Origin of the sequence: Pontibacter aquaedesilientis, from assembly GCF_014773225.1 — a bacterium.
GTDB classification, from domain to species: Bacteria; Bacteroidota; Bacteroidia; order Cytophagales; family Hymenobacteraceae; genus Pontibacter; species Pontibacter aquaedesilientis.
In genome coordinates this window covers 76,952-93,885 of the sequence record NZ_JACXAJ010000012.1, presented here as the reverse complement: position 1 = coordinate 93,885, position 16,934 = coordinate 76,952, and the positions used below count along the sequence as shown (strand labels likewise).

Genomic DNA, 16,934 nt, shown 5'->3' with positions numbered 1-16,934 from the left:
TCACCGGCTTTTTCCCTAAGAAAATCCACGCCGTCACTGCCGAAGGGTTCATTCTCAAGCTAATCCTCTTTATCTTCGCCTATACCTTAAATCAAGTGATGCAGTAGCTCGCAACTTGAGTTATTTAGTTAAACAATAACCAATTATAATATATATATATATATATAAAGAAACAATTAACCTGATTTTAATTAAAAAAAACAGCCGCTCCCATAACAGAAGCGGCTGTTTCTATACCTTGACAAATTCGCGGTCTTACTTGATCACGCCAAGCTCTTTGCCTACTTCCACGAAAGCAGCGATACACTTGTCCAGATGCTCACGGTCGTGCACGGCAGACAGCTGTACCCTAATGCGGGCCTGTCCTTTAGGCACTACCGGGTAGTAGAACCCGATTACGTAAATGCCTTTTTCGAGCATGCGGGCCGCAAACTCCTGCGCCAGTGGGGCGTCGTAGAGCATAACCGGCACAATCGGGTGGTCGCCTGGCTTGATGTCGAAACCAGCAGCCGTGATCTGCTCACGGAAGTATTTGGTGTTCCACTCCAGCTTGTCGCGCAGTTCGGTGGTAGAGCTCAGCAGGTCGAGCACCGCGATGGATGCGCCCACAATGGAAGGAGCCAGTGAGTTGGAGAACAGGTAGGGACGGGAGCGCTGGCGCAGCATGTCAATGATCTCTTTGCGACCAGACGTGAAGCCGCCCATCGCGCCACCCAGCGCTTTGCCCAGCGTACCGGTGATGATGTCGATCTTGCCCATCACGTTGTGGTACTCGTGCGTGCCGCGACCGGTCTTGCCCATAAAGCCAGAGCTGTGGCACTCGTCCACCATGATCAGGGCCTTATACTTGTCAGCCAGTTCAACTATTTTATCAAGCTGGGCTACCGTGCCGTCCATGGAGAAGGCACCGTCGGTTACGATGATGCGGTGCTTGGTGCCGGCATTTAGGGCTTCCTGCAGCTTGGCCTCCAGGTCTTCCATGTTGTTGTGCTCATAGCGGAAACGCTGCGCTTTGCAAAGGCGGATACCGTCGATGATGGAAGCGTGGTTCAGGGCATCCGAAATAATTGCCGACTCGGCATCGAACAAAGGCTCGAACACACCTCCGTTGGCATCGAAGGCCGCTGCATACAGGATGGTGTCTTCTGTGCCCAGGAACTCAGAGATTTTGCGCTCCAGTTCTTTGTGGATGTCCTGCGTGCCGCAGATGAAGCGCACCGAGCTCATGCCGTAGCCGTGCGTGTCGATGGCGTGCTTGGCCGCCTCAATCACTTTCGGGTGAGCCGACAGGCCCAGGTAGTTGTTGGCGCAGAAGTTGAGCACGTGTGCCTGCTGCGTGGTATCGATATCAGCGCCCTGCGGGGTCGTGATGATGCGCTCTTGCTTAAACAGACCGGCTTCCTTGATTTCGGCAAGCTGCTGTTCTAAATCTGGTTTTAACGTTTCGTACATGTTTATCTTCGTTAAGCTGTTACTGGTTATTTATTGAGCAGACAGGTATAGCCGCTGCTCTTTTGTTTATTCTTCCGTTTTAGGCGGTGGCCGGCGTATGATCGGCCGTGGCCTGGGTGGCTTCGGCTTTTCGGTCTGCCCTTCCGGTGTAGTTGGTTCACTCGCTGACGGCGCCCCTGTTATACCTGTGTCTGACGGAGTTTCCTGCTGATTCTGACTGTCCTGCGGTTCCTTAGCATCTCCTACTTCCGGCGAAGCAACGGGCGGTGCCGGCCTTCGGATGATCGGTCGTGGCCGGGGCGGTTTGGCTGGTTGTTCAGTAGCCGGTTTTACTTCCGAGGCACTATCTCCCGCAGGCGTTTCGCTGGCTTGCGCAGCTGAGGCAGCAGCATCTTCTGTAAGTTTTGCTTCTTCGAGCTTAGCTTCCGAAGCAGCTGGCTTCGTCAGTGCTGCAGGTCGCTTGATCACCGGCCTCGGTCGTGGTGGCTTTGGCGTATATGCTGCAGGCTGTGCCGGAGTTTCTGTACTCGCAGCGTTTATCGGTTCACCGGAAGCAGTAGGCTGATCCCCTTCGGTTGCTTCCTGCGGCGACTTTTGCAAGGCTGCCGGTCGTTTGATCACCGGTCTTGGTCGCGTTGGCTTTGGCGCTTCTGTTGCCGCCTCGCCGCTTGTTGGTGCTATACCTGTGGTTGGTGCGGCTGTTGGTTCCTCCCCTTCCTTTGGTGGCTTTTGCAGCGCGGCAGGGCGTTTGATGACAGGCCGCGGACGGGCTGGCTTTGCTGCCTCTGCTGAAGGTTCAGTTGCCGGCTGCTGTGGTGCGGGCGTATCCGTTTCTGTCGGCTTATCGGCAGGAGCTTCTGCAGCAGGTTTCGAGATAACAGGTCGTTTAATGACTGGCCTGGCTCGTGGTGCAGTTGGTGACGTACCTTCTGCGGCAGGCTTTTCTGCGGCTTTCGTGCCCTCTCCTTCCATTGGCGGCTTCAAAGCGGCTGGTCTTCGCACGACCGGTCTTGGCTTAGGCGCTCCAGTTGGTGCAACTGGCTTTTCATCAGTTGTTTCCTGTGAAATATCCGGTGCAGCAGGTATAGCAGTCGGTGTTTCGGGTTCGGTTTTAGGTATAGGAACAGCGGCACGTCGGGCAGCTGGTCGCGGGGCGGCTGTGGTAGCCGGTTTCGGCACATCCTCTTCCCGCAGGTGGTAGCGCAGGCGCACATTGTTGAGCACCATCTTCACGGCCACATAAAAGCTGTTGGGGTGCATTTGCGCATACATTTCCTCCCAAGCCTCGTAACGGGCCGGGTCCTCTGCCGCAAAGGCTGCCTTGTTTATTCGCTTTTTTACCAGGTACTCTTCAAACGTCATATCGCGCTGTCCGATTTCTATACCCGCAAAGGTACGGAACCGGTCCTGAATTCTTGGTTCAACATTAGCCAAATCGACCTGTATCCTATACCTGAAACGGCCATTGGCTCTACAAATATAAGAAAATCGGACTCCTGAAACAGGCACGCATTATTTCTATTTCACCATATTATTACTTAATCGTTAAATCTGGCTATACCTGTTGGAGCCACTGGCTGACCACCATACCTTTGGTCTGTGGTGAGAACACCAGGTTAAGATTAGATTAGTTAGGGCTAAGCGCCTGCCAGCTGGCAGGCGTTTTCTTTTGACACCTATCTCCTCGCGCAATAAGCTTATACTCAGAAGCATTGGGATTCTTGTCCCGATACTTTCAGGATTGCATCGAAATCGGTTACTTTGTGCAAAAATTTACTCTGACTATGGCAAACACAAGTGATACGGTATTGGTGATTGGTGCCTGCGGACAACTTGGCTCTGAACTCACCCTGGAGCTCCGCAATTTGTACGGCGGGTCTAATGTAGTGGCAGCCGACATTGCGGCGCCCAAGCAGGCCGACCTCCGCGACTCAGGCCCATTTGAGAAAGTGGATGTGCTGGACACAAACGTACTGGCCGAACTGGCCTCTAAATATAAATTCAAGCAGATCTACCATCTGGCGGCCGTGTTGTCGGCTACCGGCGAGAAAAACCCGAAGTTTGCCTGGAAACTGAACATGGATGGTTTGTTCAACGTGCTGGACCTGGCCCTGGAGCATAAAGTAGAAAAGGTATACTGGCCAAGCTCCATCGCCGTTTTCGGCCCCAACACCCCACGCCAGCACACGCCGCAGCACACCGTGATGGACCCAAACACCGTGTATGGCATCAGTAAGCAAGCTGGTGAGCGCTGGTGCGAGTATTACTTCGAAAAGTACGGCCTGGACGTGCGCAGCCTTCGTTACCCTGGCCTGATTGGTTACAAGGCCCTGCCGGGCGGCGGCACCACCGACTACGCCGTGGACATTTACCACAAGGCACTAGAAGGCCAATCCTACGAGTGCTTCCTGAGCGAGAACACTTACCTGCCCATGATGTACATGCCAGATGCCCTGAAATCCACGCTGGACCTGATGCACGCGCCGGCCGAGCAGGTGAAAGTGCGCAGCTCGTACAACCTGGGGGCAATGAGTTTCTCTCCAGAAGAAATCGCCGCCTCCATCCGCAAGTTTATACCTGACTTCAAGATTACCTACAAGCCGGACTACCGTCAGCAGATCGCCGACTCCTGGCCACAAAGCATCGACGACAGCGCCGCCCAGCAGGACTGGGGCTGGAAGCCTGCCTACGACCTAGACGCCATGACCGAAGACATGCTCCTCAACCTAAAGAAGATGAAGGAAGAGCAGACGCTGGCGTAGGGTAGACGCAAGACGTTAGACACAAGACTTTAGATATGAGACTAGCAAAAACGTGTGGTGCAGTAGCACCACACGTTTTTTTATGCCATTTCTCAGGCAGATTGGTCGATCCTATACCTGTTTATTTCAAATAACTGTACAAACCCTAATAAAAATGGCACTATAATTGTATTCAAGAAATCATATATACGAAACTACTCATTTTATAAATTAGGTTTATGAAAACAAAACTACTTGCCCTCTTCTGCTGCTTAGCGGCTGCCTTCGCAGCGCAGGCGCAGGATTCTCCACCGGTCAACTCTTCGGGAAAAACCTTTAAATCAACTAAAGGAGATATTACGACCGAAGTGGCTGTTAACCTTGAGCATTATATTTTTTTGAATGGTAGCCAATTGAAGTTGCGCAAGTTCTATGAAGAGGGTAAAGCCCTCCGTCTCGGGGTTCGGGCAGATTACGACTACAACAAATTAGGAGTCGATGCATACCAGACTTCTATTGGAATAAATATAACGCCAGGTATAGAGAAGCACTTTGCAGGCACTAATAGATTGTCACCATACATAGGTGCTGAGTTGCCTCTGGGATATTGGAGTTCTAAGGAAGAGACAGAAGACTATATGACTAAGGGCGGCTGGGGTTCGACCGCATATGCAGCCAACAGATCGAACTTCAATGTAGGCTTGAATGGCTTGGCCGGAGTGGATTATTATTTCGCATCACGCTTCTATGCAGGTTTTGAAGTAGGCGTTGGCCTCCAATACAGAAAGAACAAAGATGTTGTCACCACTTATAAAAACGACAGCAACCACATGATAGAACACAAAGGTTACCACAGCATCAGCTTTTCGCCTTTCTCTACTAGAGGCATACGGCTGGGCTTTGCCTTCTAGAGCCTGCTCTTACTACTAATAATTCCATAGAAACAGCCGTTGCCATTCAGGTAGCGGCTGTTTTTGCTTTACGGCAGTTAACCTATATTTTACACAAAACGTCTATATCCTACATAAACACCGTCGCATACCTGCCAAAGGCTTGCGTACCTCAAAACTATGAAACATGACTGTAACGGACATAAACGATAACCAACTGCGCAAGCTGATATTTGATGACGAACGTGTGATCGTGAAATTCACTGATCCGGCCTGCCCTATTTGCAAAGCCCTCTCCCCTTCCTTCCGGAAACTATCTGTAGAACCGCAGTACCAAAGTGTGACTTTTGCCCGCATGAGCGCCAGCGAAAACCCCGTGTCCAGCAAGGAAGTGAAGCTGACCGGTACGCCATTTTTTGCGATCTATTGCAAAGGAACGATTCAGGAGTGCGGCATTGTTGACACCGAAGACGGCATTCGTGCCATGCTTTCGCGGCTTTTGCAGCCACACCGACAAGAGGCCTAGTCAGCTGCACAGTTTGCTGCAGGTATAAGCTGTCCGCAAAAGCCGTAAATTGCGCTAAAATTTATAAGGCTATACCGCGTGTTCCGACTTACTACCCTACAGCTGGTTTTCATCCTTTTCGTTTTGGGCGGCCTGCTCGCTTTTCAGGCTTGTACCAGCACAGCCCGGCTAACCACCACGGCCCCGCCGGCAACGGTCGCCAACGCGCCGGCCTACCAGCCCAAGCTTTCTTCCATCAGTATTCCGGTTTCTATACCTTTGTCGGCCATCGAGGACAAACTAAACCAGGAAATACAGGGCGCACTTTACAAAGACGATAACCTGGACGACGATAATCTGGCGGTGACGGTGCTCAAGAAAGGGCGCATGACCATCCGGGCCGAAAAGGACAAGCTGTACTTCAGCGTGCCGTTGCAGGTATACGCTAAGGGCCGCTGGCAGTGGGAGCCCTGCAAGGCCTGCCCTTCCTTCAGCAAAACAGAAGCCACTTCGTTTGACATGGTCGTGAAGACGGAGAGCCGCTTTGGCCTGACAGAAGACTACAAAATCAACACTATTACAACTGGCAATTTCGAGTGGGGCGACACCAAGCCCTACATCAATCTGGGTCCGCTCAAGATAGGCCTGGCCCGTTTCATAGAACCCGCCATGAAGCAGCAGATGAACACGATCGCCCGCCAACTGGACAAGGAGATACAAAACCGCCTCAACCTGCGCCAGTACGTGGCCGATACCTGGATGCAGCTGCAGCAGCCCGTCAAGCTGGACAACAACCTGAACGCCTGGCTGAGCGTGCAGCCACAGGAAGTACGCATGGCCCCGCTGTACGCCCACAACGGCAGTCTGCATACCAACCTGGGCATTACCTCTTACATACAGGTCACGACCGATGGCAAGCCCCAAACGCAACTGAACAGAAACCTACCGAAGCTCATCATCGACAGCCGCATGCGCGACGACATCCAGATCGGGCTCACGGCCACCGTGCCCTATACCCACGCCAGCAGCCTGATGCAGCAGCAGATCGCCAACCAAACCTATACCTTCGACGGGGGAAAAAGCCAGGTAACGGTAAAGGATGCCGCCATCACGCCCAGCGGAGAGCAGCTCGTGCTCATGCTTGACGTGGACGGCAAAACCAAAGCGGGCTTGTTCACCAAAAAACTGATCGGCAAGGTATACCTGCGCGGCACGCCTTACTACGACCCAACTTCAGCTTCCATCAAACTGCGCGACGTGGACTACGACCTCCAAACCAAAGACATGCTCCTGAACACGGCCAACTGGCTAGCCAAAAACAGGTTTAAAGAGATGATACAAAGCCAGGTCAACATACCGGTACAAAGCCAACTGGCGGATGTGCGCAACATGCTGCAGCATACTCTGAACCAGTCCAGCCACATGCATGAGGCGGTATTGCTGCGTGGTGCCGTCAACGATCTCGTGCTGGACAACATCTATCTTACTCCAACAGGCATAAAGGCGGTGGTGAATGCCAGCGGCAGCCTGACTGCTACCGTGAACAAGCTGTAGGCTGCCCCTTTTCTAACCTATCAATATTGCTGCCGTATCAAAAAGCTATCCTGATACAGTTGAAGCGATATGGCCACATCTACCAAACTTAAGATATTACCCCTCTTTAAAAACACGTTTGCGGGGTTCACAGACAATGGCTCCCTGCTGCTTGCGGCAGCGCTGGCCTTCAATGCCATCTTTTCCATTCCGCCCCTGCTCGTGATCATCATCCAGGCGGCAGGTTTCTTTTTTGGGGAGAAGGCTGTTTCCGGGGAGCTTTCCGCCCAAATTTCCGCCGCTATCGGCCCCAATGCAGCCGAATCCGTTGAAACCATTGTGCAGAATGCGCATGTGAGCGAGGGAGGCGGTATCGCCTTCTGGATAGGTATAGGCACCCTTATTTTTGCGTCTACCACATTTTTTGCCACCCTGCAGGAGTCGCTTAACCGTGTCTGGAACGTGAAACCGAAACCGACCAATGGCATCCTTAAAATGCTGCAGGTGCGGCTGTTTTCGTTCGGCATTGTGCTGAGCATTGCGCTGCTCATGCTGGTTTCGCTGCTGCTGAGTGCGGTTATCTCTATTCTGAGTGATTACCTCCGCGAAATTTTCGACAATTACCTACAGTTCGTTTCGCCCGATGTGCTCTACTACCTCATCAAAGCCCTGGACTTTATCTTGTCAGTGGCTATTATTACGGCCCTTTTCTCGCTAATCTTTAAGTACCTGCCAGATGCATTCATTAAGTGGCAGGATGTATGGGTGGGCGCTTTGATCACGGCTATGCTTTTCACTATCGGTAAGTTTCTCATTAGCTGGTTTATCAGCACCAGCGACCCGGGTTCAGCATACGGCGCGGCCGGTTCCATTATCGTGATTCTGGTGTGGATCTACTACTCGTCGCTCATCGTACTATTTGGTGCGGAATTTACTCAGCAATATGCCTGTGAGTTTGGGCAGGAAATCAGGCCAAAGGAGCACGCCGTACTGTACAGAGAGCAGGAAATCACCGATAACCCACACGACATCTCCAGCGGGCGACCAAGACCCGAAGGCAGGTTTAACAAGGCGAGTTAAGGTATAGCGCATAAAAGCAAAAAGCCCCTGCTAAGGTATAGCAGGGGCTTTTTGATTTTATGCGCTGTCTTAGAAGGACATTCCAAGTAAAACAGAGGCAACTTGGTTAACATGCCTGATATTCTTGTATGGCGAAAAACCGTTGTTTTTTTCATACCGCAGCTCAACATTTAGGTTATTCTCTTTGTAATAGGGCATCTGCACACCAAGACCGGCCTGTAGTCCCTGCTCATAAAAACGAAGCTCACTAAACATCTTCTCGCTATCAATGGTTGTCCTCTCATGCCATTTGGATTCCTTTTCTACGTGGCTGCTGCCACTAAGCAAAAAACCATTTTGCAGACCAGCATTCAAATATGGTTGTAGCTTTTTACCTGGCAAGGTATAGCGTACCATGAGCGGTACTTTCAAATAGGAAGCTTCAAAGTCGTAGTGAAATTTGTCATACTGCTCAGCAGATTGATGGCGCTCAAAATTACCCGCTCCGCTATACCTGTAAAACATGGCACCGGTATGCAGCCTGAAGTTTTCGTTGATCTTAGTGGCGCCTATATTAAGGAATAAACCTCCGGAAAAATCTACAGAGGCGGCAATTTCACTGTTTTCCAGATAAAAGAAGCTGAAATAATTACCGCTGCTAAAACTGGTATTGGTCATTGTGGCGCCTATAGTTAGTCCTTTTTCTATGACCAGGCCCGATTTTGCAGCTTTAACATATTGCTCCTGCTGCGGCGCAGTACAGGTATTATATGCTGACACCAGTTTTATCAAACTTGCCTGCTCCAGCTTGGTACGTTCAAGTTGCGGCTGCACAGTAGGGCAATCCAGGAACAGATAATTCAGTGTGCCGATATAGTGCTTCAGTGTGGTAGTATACTTAGCTCCGCTTTCCGCTTCAATGCGACGTTTCTCTTGTGTCAGCTCCTGCAAGGGTTCATTATTCTTCCTGATAAAGAAGCGGTCATTGCTTTCTTCTGTCTTCATAAAGTACAGGCTACTGCCTCCTTTTACCAGTACCTCCAGGAAACTTTGCTGTGGCAAGCTATCTGGGCCCATCACATTGGCCGACTCGTAGCGTTTACCTTCCTCAAAACCATAACCAACCAACTCATTTGGGTTATACCTGACAGGCGTGGCCTCGCTGTTGCTCCTGAAACTAATGTGGCGGGCATGCTGTCTATCACTTTTGTAGTCCAGTTGGCCAACCTGCTTGTTCCCATCGGCCATCAGAATGTAGCCAGGCTGGTAGTTAGACTGCGCAATTGAAGGTAAACTAACAAAAAGGGCAAACAGCAGAATGTAAAGTTGTTTCATAAGTTTTGAGAAATATATTGCGATAAATTTTGCCAAATATATAAAATATCTAATCTTCTTGACTATGTTTTATACCTTATCAACAAAAAGCAAAAAGCCCCTGCTAAGGTATAGCAGGGGCTTTTTGTATAATCTATCTTCCGGGTATTAAGCCGGTTGCTTCTCTTTCACGGCCAGCTGTCCGCAGGCGGCGTCGATGTCTTTGCCACGGCTGCGGCGCACGTTAACCTGCACGCCTCGGTCTGCCAAATAGTAAATGAATTTCTCCAGCCGCTCGTCGGCAGTGTTCACAAAGTCGGCATTCTCGATCGGGTTATACTCAATCAGGTTTACCTTGCAAGGAATGATTTTGGTGAAACGCAGCAGCTCTTCTGCATCCTGCAGCGAGTCGTTGAAGTTATCGAACACGATGTACTCATACGTTACCTTGCGGCCCGTCACCTCATGGAAATACTTCAGCGCGTCGGTCAGCGCCTCCAGCGAGTTTGTCTCATTAATCGGCATGATCTGGTTGCGCTTCTCGTCGTTGGCCGCATGCAGCGACAAAGCCAGGTTGGCTTTCACGCCATCGTCCGCCATCTTCTTGATCATCTTGGCGATGCCTGCCGTGCTCACTGTGATGCGGCGTGCAGCCATACCTAGGCCATCGTGTGCCGTGATGCGCTCAATACTTTTCATTACGTTGGCATAGTTGAGCATCGGCTCGCCCATCCCCATGTACACGATGTTGGTCAGCGGCTGCCCATACTGCTGCATGCTCTGCTCGTTGATGCGCACCACCTGATCGTAAATCTCGGCGGCATCCAGGTTGCGCACACGGTCCATGTAGCCGGTGGCGCAAAACTTGCAGGTAAGCGAGCAACCTACCTGGCTGCTGACGCAGGCCGTTTTGCGCTCGTCGTGCGGTATCAGCACACCCTCCACAATATTGCTATCGTAGAGCTTGAAGGCAGACTTGATGGTACCATCGTTGCTGAGCTGCTTGGTAGCCACCTGCACCGCGTTAATGGCAAAGTGCTGGTCGAGCTTCTCCCGCAGGGCCAAGCTCACGTTGTTCATCTCCTCAAACGATTGGGCCGAGTGTTTCCAGATCCACTCATAGACCTGCTTGGCACGGAACGCTTTTTCGCCCTGTTCTACCAACCATGCCTTTAAGTCGTCCAGCGACAGCTTACGGATATCCTTCTTGTTCAGTATATTAATGTCTGCAATCAGTGTCATACTGCAAAATTACAAAAATACTTAGGCATTAGTTTCAATCCGGGCCTTTACTTCGTCGGGCAGTGCCATTAATTTTCGTTCCTGGTAGTTAAAGCACAGCATACCGGTCTTGGCGCGTGCCACTTCCTTGCCCTTTTGATTGAGCACGTGGTAGGTGATGTCGAAACCGTACTTATGCACATCGTCAAAAGCCAGTTTCATTGTCAGCACATCGCCGTAGAAACCCTCCCCTTTGTACTCGATGGCTACGTCAGCCATAATGAGGCTGGCGCCGCCCAAATCCAGCTCCGTATAGCCGAAGTGCCCCAGCAACTGCAACCGGGCTTCGTGCAAGATGGAGAGTAGGGCATCGTTGCCCAGGTGAGCCCCATAGTTGAGGTCGGTGATGCGTACAGGTATGGCGGTTTCAAAAGAAACGTGTACAGGTATGGCTACTTTTATGCGCGGCATTTTCTTTGATTGTTGATTATTAAATTGTTAAATGAATAAATGGTTGGTTTCAAAATGTTCATTTGGCTATGAAGCTTGCTGAAGATTGCAACCCTATAAAGTCGCTTGCTGCCTGAGCATGTTCAAACTCTATCATACATCGGGTTTTATGCCAGACCCAGAACTATTTGTTAATTCTTCATTATTGTTGCGGACAGGCCAATGCATTGCTTACATTTGTAAAGTAATCAAATTATCATGCAACTCGAAATCAGGCAGACCAAAGACGGATCCAACACCCTGTACGTGCCCGCGCTGAACGAGCACTACCACTCGGTGCACGGTGCTTTGCAGGAGTCGCAGCATGTCTTCATCAAGCACGGCCTGGAGCATGTGCTTCATCTCAAGCGGGACATCAAAATACTGGAGGTTGGGTTTGGCACCGGTCTCAACGCCATACTCACTTATCCCTTTGCACTTGCCCAGAAAGCCTTTATCCAGTACGACACGCTGGAGAAGTTTCCGCTGGAAATGGCCGTCGTGGAGCAACTCCATTTTGACAAGGTTATCCTTAACCCGGAACTGCAGGACGTGTTTCTGCAAATGCACCAGGCATCCTGGAACGACCCGGTAGAAATCATACCTTACTTCACGCTGCAGAAAATCCATGAAACGCTGGAGGAATTCGTGCCGCCCCGCGCTTACTATGACCTGATTTACTTCGATGCCTTTGCGCCCGAGAAACAACCCGAATTATGGTCGGACGAAATGTTTGCCAAGCTTTACCAGGCTACCCGGCCAGGCGGCGTTCTGGTGACTTACTGTGCCAAGGGCTCGTTCAAGCGTAGCCTCAAGGCTGCAGGTTTTGAGGTAGAAGCCCTTCCGGGACCTCCGGGAAAACGAGAAATGACCCGTGGCTTAAAACCGGTGGAATAATCTGAATGAACTGTTGATAACCCAGCCTCCGCTGGGTTATTTTTTTTGAATAGCCCGTCGCAACCGGAACACAGGCTATACCTTGCCGAAACCTTTTAGAGCATTTTCGGTTCAGGTATAAAACCATCAGGCTATACCTTATAACGATATTCAACATGAGTGCAAAACACAAAGAAAGCGGATTCTACAACCTTGCGGCCACCTCTTTGCAGGGCCAGGAGGTTCCCATGGAGCAGTTCAAAGGCAAAGTCGTGCTGGTGGTGAACACGGCCAGCCAATGCGGGTTTACGCCCCAGTACGAAGGGCTGGAGAAGATCTATAGGAAGTACAAAGACGAGGGCCTGGTGATTCTGGGCTTCCCCTGCAACCAGTTCGGCAACCAGGAACCTGGCGGCAAAAAAGAGATAGAGGAAGGCTGCCTGATCAATTTTGGTGTGAGCTTCCCGATGTTTGAGAAAGTGGACGTGAACGGCAGCAACGCACACCCGCTCTTTCATTACCTGAAGTCTGAGCTGGGCGGTCTGCTCGGCAGCCGGGTTAAGTGGAATTTCACCAAGTTCCTGATAGACGCCGACGGAAAACCCTACAAACGCTACGCTCCCATTACCAAACCTGAAAAACTGGTACCGGATATTGAGAAGCTGCTGGCACATACGAAGCAATCTGCATAACAGCAGTTACTCGGATTTGCACCGAAGGATATAAATAAAAGTGTTACAGCCAGTTGGCAATTGCATTATTTATGTCCCTGTAAAACAGAACCCCAGCCAAGCTTACTTTGCACAGGGCACTTTTAATTTACAAAACTTTCATACACAACAAGTTAAAACAGCACACACTACCCGTAAAAGTATAATTTTCACCTACCATTTTACAGTTAGATTGTTTTTTCACTAATTCTATCGGAATAATTGTTTTATTTCTGGAATTAAGTTTTATTTTGCGTCTTCCAATGGCAATGAAAGCAAATCAATAAGAGCGAGATGAAAAAACTTTTACAAAAAGCGGTAAAGCCTTTAGTAACCCCATTTAAGGCGAAGTACGAGGTGGTGTGCACTACTTATCAGGTAATTCCGGGATTACCCGTTAACAAAAGCCAGTCGAAGCATACGTTTGAGCGTGGAGCCGTACTGGAGGCCCGTGAGTTCTATTCGAAAGTGGTAAACTCCGAACTGACTCGCACGATGGCTCCCGTGGAAGTGCAATTGCGCAAAATCTACCTAGGCGGCAGAACAATTGAGCAGGCTGAGTTCGGCCCGGTGGCGCAGCTTAGGCAAATCACCAACGCCAAGAAAAAGAAATAAGCCTTTTCCAGGCATGATAACAAAAAGTCCCTCCCAGAGCACTCCGGGAGGGACTTTTTGTTATCATGCCTGGCTGCGTTCAAACATATAGCCAGACTAATAAACAATACTTGGAGCAAATGCGTACTGCAGTGCATACTATGCTCCAACCAACCCAAACCGCTGCCACTACGGCCCGATTGCACCCATGAAAGACGCAGCGAAAATAACGCTTCAAGCCCTGGGCACCTTTGCGGTGCTGGCCACCGCTTTGCCATTATTGGACGCCCAACAATGGTATGTGCGTGTATTTGACTACCCACGCATGCAACTGCTCGTACTGGCCCTGCTGGTATTCGTGCTATACCTGTGGCGAGGTACACGCCACCGTAAACGCGACAAACTGTTGCTGGGCACCTTGGCTGCCGCCATTGTGTACCAATCCATCATGATCTTCCCGTATACCCGCCCGGCACCAAACCAGGTAGAGTACGCAGACGCAAACGCCCCACAGGATGCCCTCCTCAGCATATTGGTAGCCAATGTGCTGATGGACAACGAAAGCTACGACAAGCTGATTAACCTGACACAGGAGCGAGACCCGGATATCTTGCTGCTGCTCGAGTCGGACTCGGTATGGCAAGAAGCTGTGAAGCCTACTACTCGGGCATACCCGCACCGTGTGGAAGTACCGCTGAGCAACACCTATGGCATGCACCTGTACAGCAAACTGCCATTGCGCCAGCAAAAGGTAAGTTACCTGCTGGATGATGACATCCCCTCAATCAAAACCTATGTGCAGCTCCGCAGTGGCTTGTGGGTAGAGCTGCATGCCGTGCACCCGAAACCTCCTGTGCCAACCGAAGACCCCAATTCCAAAAAGCGTGACGCAGAGATCGTGATGATCGCCAAAGACATTGCAGACTCCCAATACCCGGTAGTGGTGGCCGGCGACTTCAACGACGTGGCCTGGTCGCGTACCACCAAACTGTTCCAAAAAACAAGCGGCCTGCTTGACCCTCGTATTGGCCGGGGTTTTTATAATACCTTCAATGCCAAATACCCGGTCCTGCGCTGGCCCCTCGACCATATTTTTCACTCCGACCATTTCAAACTGGTTAGCATCGACCGGTTACCTGATATCGACTCGGATCACTTCCCGATTTATATCCAGCTAAGCTTTGCTCCGGAAAACAAGTACGAACAGGAGGGGCCGAAAGCCGATGAGGCAACCAAGAAAGAAGCCGCCGAGACAATAACAGAAGGAAAAGAAGAGGCTGTAAAAGAAAAGTAATCTACGCTTGTTCGGGCCACACCCCCTGTGGGGTTATCGCGTAGTCAAGCGGCACGTCAAAGGCATTGGGGTCTGCAATTCGCTCTATGGGCGGCTCCAGCGACAACCCCACTTTGATTACATCTGGGCGGCACTCGGCCAGAAAGCGGTCGTAAAACCCCTTGCCATACCCTACCCGATGGCCAGTCCTATCGAAGGCCAGCAAAGGAATCAGCACCAGGTCGACCTCTACGGCCTGTATAATTTGCGCGTCCTTTGGCTCCGGTATACCCCACGCATTTTCCACCAACACCGATTCTTGGGTCAGCCGATGATGGGTCAGCACGTTTTGGGCTGCGTCTGTCACAGGCACCACTACCCGGACTTCGGGGTGCTCCAGCCGTAGCCGCTCAATGATAATCCAAGTGTTTACCTCGTTGTTTTTGATGATCGGCAGGAAGACATGCACCGTCTGCCCGGCCTTGAGCGGAAAGTGCTCAAAGAACAGATCGGCTATACGCTGGCTTCTGACGGCGACATCATCTATAGACAGGGCCCGCCGGCGTTGCAGCATGGTTTTACGCAGCTCTGCTTTGTGCATTATTCCTCTTCCAGTATCGTGAATTTGAACTCCAGCGGATCGAAGGCATCAATCAGGGCAGGTATAAAGTTGGGGTGGTTGGTCTGGTAAGAGAGCAGGTTGTCCTGACGCTCCTGCAGGCTGCCGTTGGGGAAGAGCTTATCCTTGAGGTTCTCGAGTTGCTTAAATGTCTGTTCGTGCTTGCTGTCGCGGGCTTTGGAGAGCTTCTTCTCGAGCATCTGCAGCGAGTTGCAGGACTTCTGCTGCTCCGCCGCTACAGCTCTCACCAGGGTCGGGTCTATTACTTCGGCCAACTCCTCCACCTGTTTGAATGCTTTGGCCACGGCCTCCCGCTGTGCCTCCAGACTGATCTCCTCTTCGTGCAGTTGCGCCGAAAGCTGCTTTTTCAGTTCCTGATAATCCTGGAAAAGATCGAGCGGTTGCAAGCCTAGTTTTTGCATGCGGTTGGCGTTGGGCTTACTGATGTACAGGGCCGAGTTGCGCAGCATGATGAGCGGGAAAGTGACCTGATACGTATCGAACACCTTGCGCAGCTGGAACCAGTATGCCACTTCTGCCCCGCCGCCTATGTAGGCCAGGTTCGGCAATATCATCTCCTCATAAAGCGGCCGCAAGATCACATTCGGGCTGAAGCGCTCCGGGTGCTGCTTGGCTTCCTCCAATATTTCTGACTGCGTGAAGCTAAAGTCAGTGTTGAGCACCTTATAGGAATCGTCTGCTTGCACGATTCGCCCCCGTATACCGTCCTGCAGGTAAAACAGGTTGATCTCGCGGGAAAACACCTGCGCCTTATACCCTAGTTGCTCCAATTGCACATTAGCATCTTCCACCAACTTATTAGATAGTTGCTCGGTCAGCTCTTTTTCCACCACAGGTATAAATTCCTTTTTAAGGTCTTGGTGGTCTCCGTCTATGCTGACCAAGCCATATTCACCAAACAAGGCATGTGTGATGGCACGTGTGGCGTCGGCCAGGTTCTTGCTGTTGCGGTAGGCTTCCTCAAATACCGGGAAGGCTTCCGGCAATTCTTCCAGCACCTTCTCGAGCCCGGCTGTGGAGAAGCGCCCTACAGCCCCTGTCTGCTCCGACTCCCAGGTATAGCGTTTGCCAAACAGGTTGAAGTGGTTGATTTCTGCAAAGTCATGGTCTTCGGTAGCCATCCAGTAAACGGGCACGAAGTTGTAATCCGGGTATTGCGCCTGCAGTTGGCGGCAGGTATTGATTGCCGTCACGATCTTATACACAAAGTATAGCGGCCCCGTGAAAATGTTCAACTGATGCCCGGTCGTGATGGTATAGGTGTTGGGCTGCTGCAGCAGCGCCAGGTTTTGCTGTACGGCAGGATGAATGTCCGCCACAGAACCATACTGCTCCTGCAAGGCCTGGTGTAAGGTATGGCGCTGCTCCGCAGTGAACGTTTTCTCCTCCAACTGCGCTCCGAATGCCTCCAGCGTCGGGAAGCGATGGTAGAAGCCCTGTAGTTTTTCGCTTTGCGACAGGTAATCTGCTATCGTTTGGGAGAAGGCGCCGGTAGCGGCATAGTCTACCTTGGTGATTTTCATATCCGTTACTTCCATCTGCTGTATTTTGTGGCTCTGCGCTGTGTGGCTATACCTATGCGGTACGGCAAAGCGCCTGTTGCGTAGGTATAGCCACAAAGTACGTGTTTTTTAGTT

General features: G+C 51.1%; 16 protein-coding genes and 1 pseudogene. 10 read left to right on the top strand and 7 right to left on the bottom strand.

From position 1 onward, the window contains the following. A pseudogene (locus H9Q13_RS18320) lies at positions 1-107 on the top strand (IS982 family transposase); the annotation flags it as partial. A gap of 148 nt (positions 108-255) precedes the next feature. On the opposite strand, the gene kbl reads toward H9Q13_RS18320, so the two are convergent. Continuing rightward, positions 256-1,452 (bottom strand): glycine C-acetyltransferase, encoded by a 1,197-nt coding sequence (gene kbl, locus H9Q13_RS17375; protein WP_191185079.1) that lies wholly within the window; start codon positions 1,450-1,452, stop codon positions 256-258. Positions 1,453-1,518: 66 nt separating this feature from the next. Next, positions 1,519-2,886, bottom strand: a complete 1,368-nt coding sequence (locus H9Q13_RS17370) for a hypothetical protein (protein WP_191185078.1) — start codon at positions 2,884-2,886, stop codon at positions 1,519-1,521. Between the two features lie 350 nt (positions 2,887-3,236). Between H9Q13_RS17370 and H9Q13_RS17365 the strand changes: the two genes are divergently transcribed. From H9Q13_RS17365 to H9Q13_RS17345, 5 genes are all read left to right on the top strand, one after another. Further along, the gene (locus H9Q13_RS17365) at positions 3,237-4,214 is read left to right on the top strand and encodes an NAD-dependent epimerase/dehydratase family protein (RefSeq protein ID WP_191185077.1); all 978 of its coding nucleotides are present in this window, start codon (positions 3,237-3,239) and stop codon (positions 4,212-4,214) included. Between the two features lie 218 nt (positions 4,215-4,432). Then, positions 4,433-5,104: a BT1926 family outer membrane beta-barrel protein gene (locus H9Q13_RS17360; protein ID WP_191185076.1), complete on the top strand. Its 672-nt coding sequence runs from the start codon at positions 4,433-4,435 to the stop codon at positions 5,102-5,104. A 166-nt stretch (positions 5,105-5,270) separates the two neighbouring features. Next, on the top strand, positions 5,271-5,609 hold the full coding sequence (locus tag H9Q13_RS17355) for a thioredoxin family protein (RefSeq protein WP_191185075.1): 339 nt from the start codon (positions 5,271-5,273) through the stop codon (positions 5,607-5,609). A gap of 78 nt (positions 5,610-5,687) precedes the next feature. Beyond that, complete coding sequence (locus H9Q13_RS17350; RefSeq protein ID WP_191185074.1) at positions 5,688-7,142, top strand: DUF4403 family protein; 1,455 nt, start codon at positions 5,688-5,690, stop codon at positions 7,140-7,142. Between the two features lie 69 nt (positions 7,143-7,211). After that, entirely contained in the window at positions 7,212-8,201 is a 990-nt protein-coding gene (locus H9Q13_RS17345) for a YihY/virulence factor BrkB family protein (RefSeq protein ID WP_191185073.1), read from the top strand. A 69-nt stretch (positions 8,202-8,270) separates the two neighbouring features. Here H9Q13_RS17345 and H9Q13_RS17340 read toward each other — a convergent pair whose 3' ends face one another. The 3 genes from H9Q13_RS17340 to H9Q13_RS17330 all read right to left on the bottom strand — a co-directional run bounded on the left by H9Q13_RS17340 (position 8,271) and on the right by H9Q13_RS17330 (position 11,186). After that, a complete protein-coding gene (locus H9Q13_RS17340; RefSeq protein WP_191185072.1) occupies positions 8,271-9,515 on the bottom strand; it encodes a porin family protein in 1,245 nt (414 codons plus the stop codon). Between the two features lie 147 nt (positions 9,516-9,662). After that, the gene (gene rlmN / locus H9Q13_RS17335) at positions 9,663-10,736 is read right to left on the bottom strand and encodes a 23S rRNA (adenine(2503)-C(2))-methyltransferase RlmN (RefSeq protein WP_191185071.1); all 1,074 of its coding nucleotides are present in this window, start codon (positions 10,734-10,736) and stop codon (positions 9,663-9,665) included. 21 nt (positions 10,737-10,757) lie between these two features. Continuing rightward, on the bottom strand, positions 10,758-11,186 hold the full coding sequence (locus H9Q13_RS17330) for an acyl-CoA thioesterase (RefSeq protein ID WP_191185070.1): 429 nt from the start codon (positions 11,184-11,186) through the stop codon (positions 10,758-10,760). A 237-nt stretch (positions 11,187-11,423) separates the two neighbouring features. Between H9Q13_RS17330 and mnmD the strand changes: the two genes are divergently transcribed. The 4 genes from mnmD to H9Q13_RS17310 all read left to right on the top strand — a co-directional run bounded on the left by mnmD (position 11,424) and on the right by H9Q13_RS17310 (position 14,678). Beyond that, a complete protein-coding gene (gene mnmD, locus H9Q13_RS17325) occupies positions 11,424-12,101 on the top strand; it encodes a tRNA (5-methylaminomethyl-2-thiouridine)(34)-methyltransferase MnmD (RefSeq protein ID WP_191185069.1) in 678 nt (225 codons plus the stop codon). Between the two features lie 155 nt (positions 12,102-12,256). Beyond that, positions 12,257-12,772: a glutathione peroxidase gene (locus tag H9Q13_RS17320; protein WP_191185068.1), complete on the top strand. Its 516-nt coding sequence runs from the start codon at positions 12,257-12,259 to the stop codon at positions 12,770-12,772. Between the two features lie 312 nt (positions 12,773-13,084). After that, a complete protein-coding gene (locus H9Q13_RS17315; protein WP_191185067.1) occupies positions 13,085-13,405 on the top strand; it encodes a hypothetical protein in 321 nt (106 codons plus the stop codon). Positions 13,406-13,592: 187 nt separating this feature from the next. Then, positions 13,593-14,678 carry an endonuclease/exonuclease/phosphatase family protein gene (locus tag H9Q13_RS17310; RefSeq protein WP_191185066.1) on the top strand — a complete coding sequence of 362 codons (1,086 nt, stop codon included), beginning with the start codon at positions 13,593-13,595 and terminating at the stop codon, positions 14,676-14,678. A 1-nt stretch (position 14,679) separates the two neighbouring features. Here H9Q13_RS17310 and H9Q13_RS17305 read toward each other — a convergent pair whose 3' ends face one another. Both H9Q13_RS17305 and bshC read right to left on the bottom strand, forming a co-directional pair. Beyond that, positions 14,680-15,258: a 5-formyltetrahydrofolate cyclo-ligase gene (locus H9Q13_RS17305; RefSeq protein ID WP_191185065.1), complete on the bottom strand. Its 579-nt coding sequence runs from the start codon at positions 15,256-15,258 to the stop codon at positions 14,680-14,682. Then, entirely contained in the window at positions 15,258-16,916 is a 1,659-nt protein-coding gene (bshC, locus tag H9Q13_RS17300) for a bacillithiol biosynthesis cysteine-adding enzyme BshC (RefSeq protein ID WP_224744371.1), read from the bottom strand. The genes H9Q13_RS17305 and bshC overlap by 1 nt, the downstream gene beginning before the upstream one ends. Positions 16,917-16,934 lie beyond the last annotated feature (18 nt).

What these genes read in the sequence shown, in the direction of transcription:
- kbl (WP_191185079.1), bottom strand. Translation starts at nt 1,452, where the DNA reads ATGTACGAAACGTTAAAACCAGATTTAGAACAGCAGCTTGCCGAAATC.
- H9Q13_RS17365 (WP_191185077.1), top strand. Translation starts at nt 3,237, where the DNA reads ATGGCAAACACAAGTGATACGGTATTGGTGATTGGTGCCTGCGGACAA.
- H9Q13_RS17360 (WP_191185076.1), top strand. Translation starts at nt 4,433, where the DNA reads ATGAAAACAAAACTACTTGCCCTCTTCTGCTGCTTAGCGGCTGCCTTC.
- H9Q13_RS17355 (WP_191185075.1), top strand. Translation starts at nt 5,271, where the DNA reads ATGACTGTAACGGACATAAACGATAACCAACTGCGCAAGCTGATATTT.
- H9Q13_RS17345 (WP_191185073.1), top strand. Translation starts at nt 7,212, where the DNA reads ATGGCCACATCTACCAAACTTAAGATATTACCCCTCTTTAAAAACACG.
- H9Q13_RS17340 (WP_191185072.1), bottom strand. Translation starts at nt 9,515, where the DNA reads ATGAAACAACTTTACATTCTGCTGTTTGCCCTTTTTGTTAGTTTACCT.
- rlmN (WP_191185071.1), bottom strand. Translation starts at nt 10,736, where the DNA reads ATGACACTGATTGCAGACATTAATATACTGAACAAGAAGGATATCCGT.
- H9Q13_RS17330 (WP_191185070.1), bottom strand. Translation starts at nt 11,186, where the DNA reads ATGCCGCGCATAAAAGTAGCCATACCTGTACACGTTTCTTTTGAAACC.
- mnmD (WP_191185069.1), top strand. Translation starts at nt 11,424, where the DNA reads ATGCAACTCGAAATCAGGCAGACCAAAGACGGATCCAACACCCTGTAC.
- H9Q13_RS17320 (WP_191185068.1), top strand. Translation starts at nt 12,257, where the DNA reads ATGAGTGCAAAACACAAAGAAAGCGGATTCTACAACCTTGCGGCCACC.
- H9Q13_RS17315 (WP_191185067.1), top strand. Translation starts at nt 13,085, where the DNA reads ATGAAAAAACTTTTACAAAAAGCGGTAAAGCCTTTAGTAACCCCATTT.
- H9Q13_RS17310 (WP_191185066.1), top strand. Translation starts at nt 13,593, where the DNA reads ATGAAAGACGCAGCGAAAATAACGCTTCAAGCCCTGGGCACCTTTGCG.
- H9Q13_RS17305 (WP_191185065.1), bottom strand. Translation starts at nt 15,258, where the DNA reads ATGCACAAAGCAGAGCTGCGTAAAACCATGCTGCAACGCCGGCGGGCC.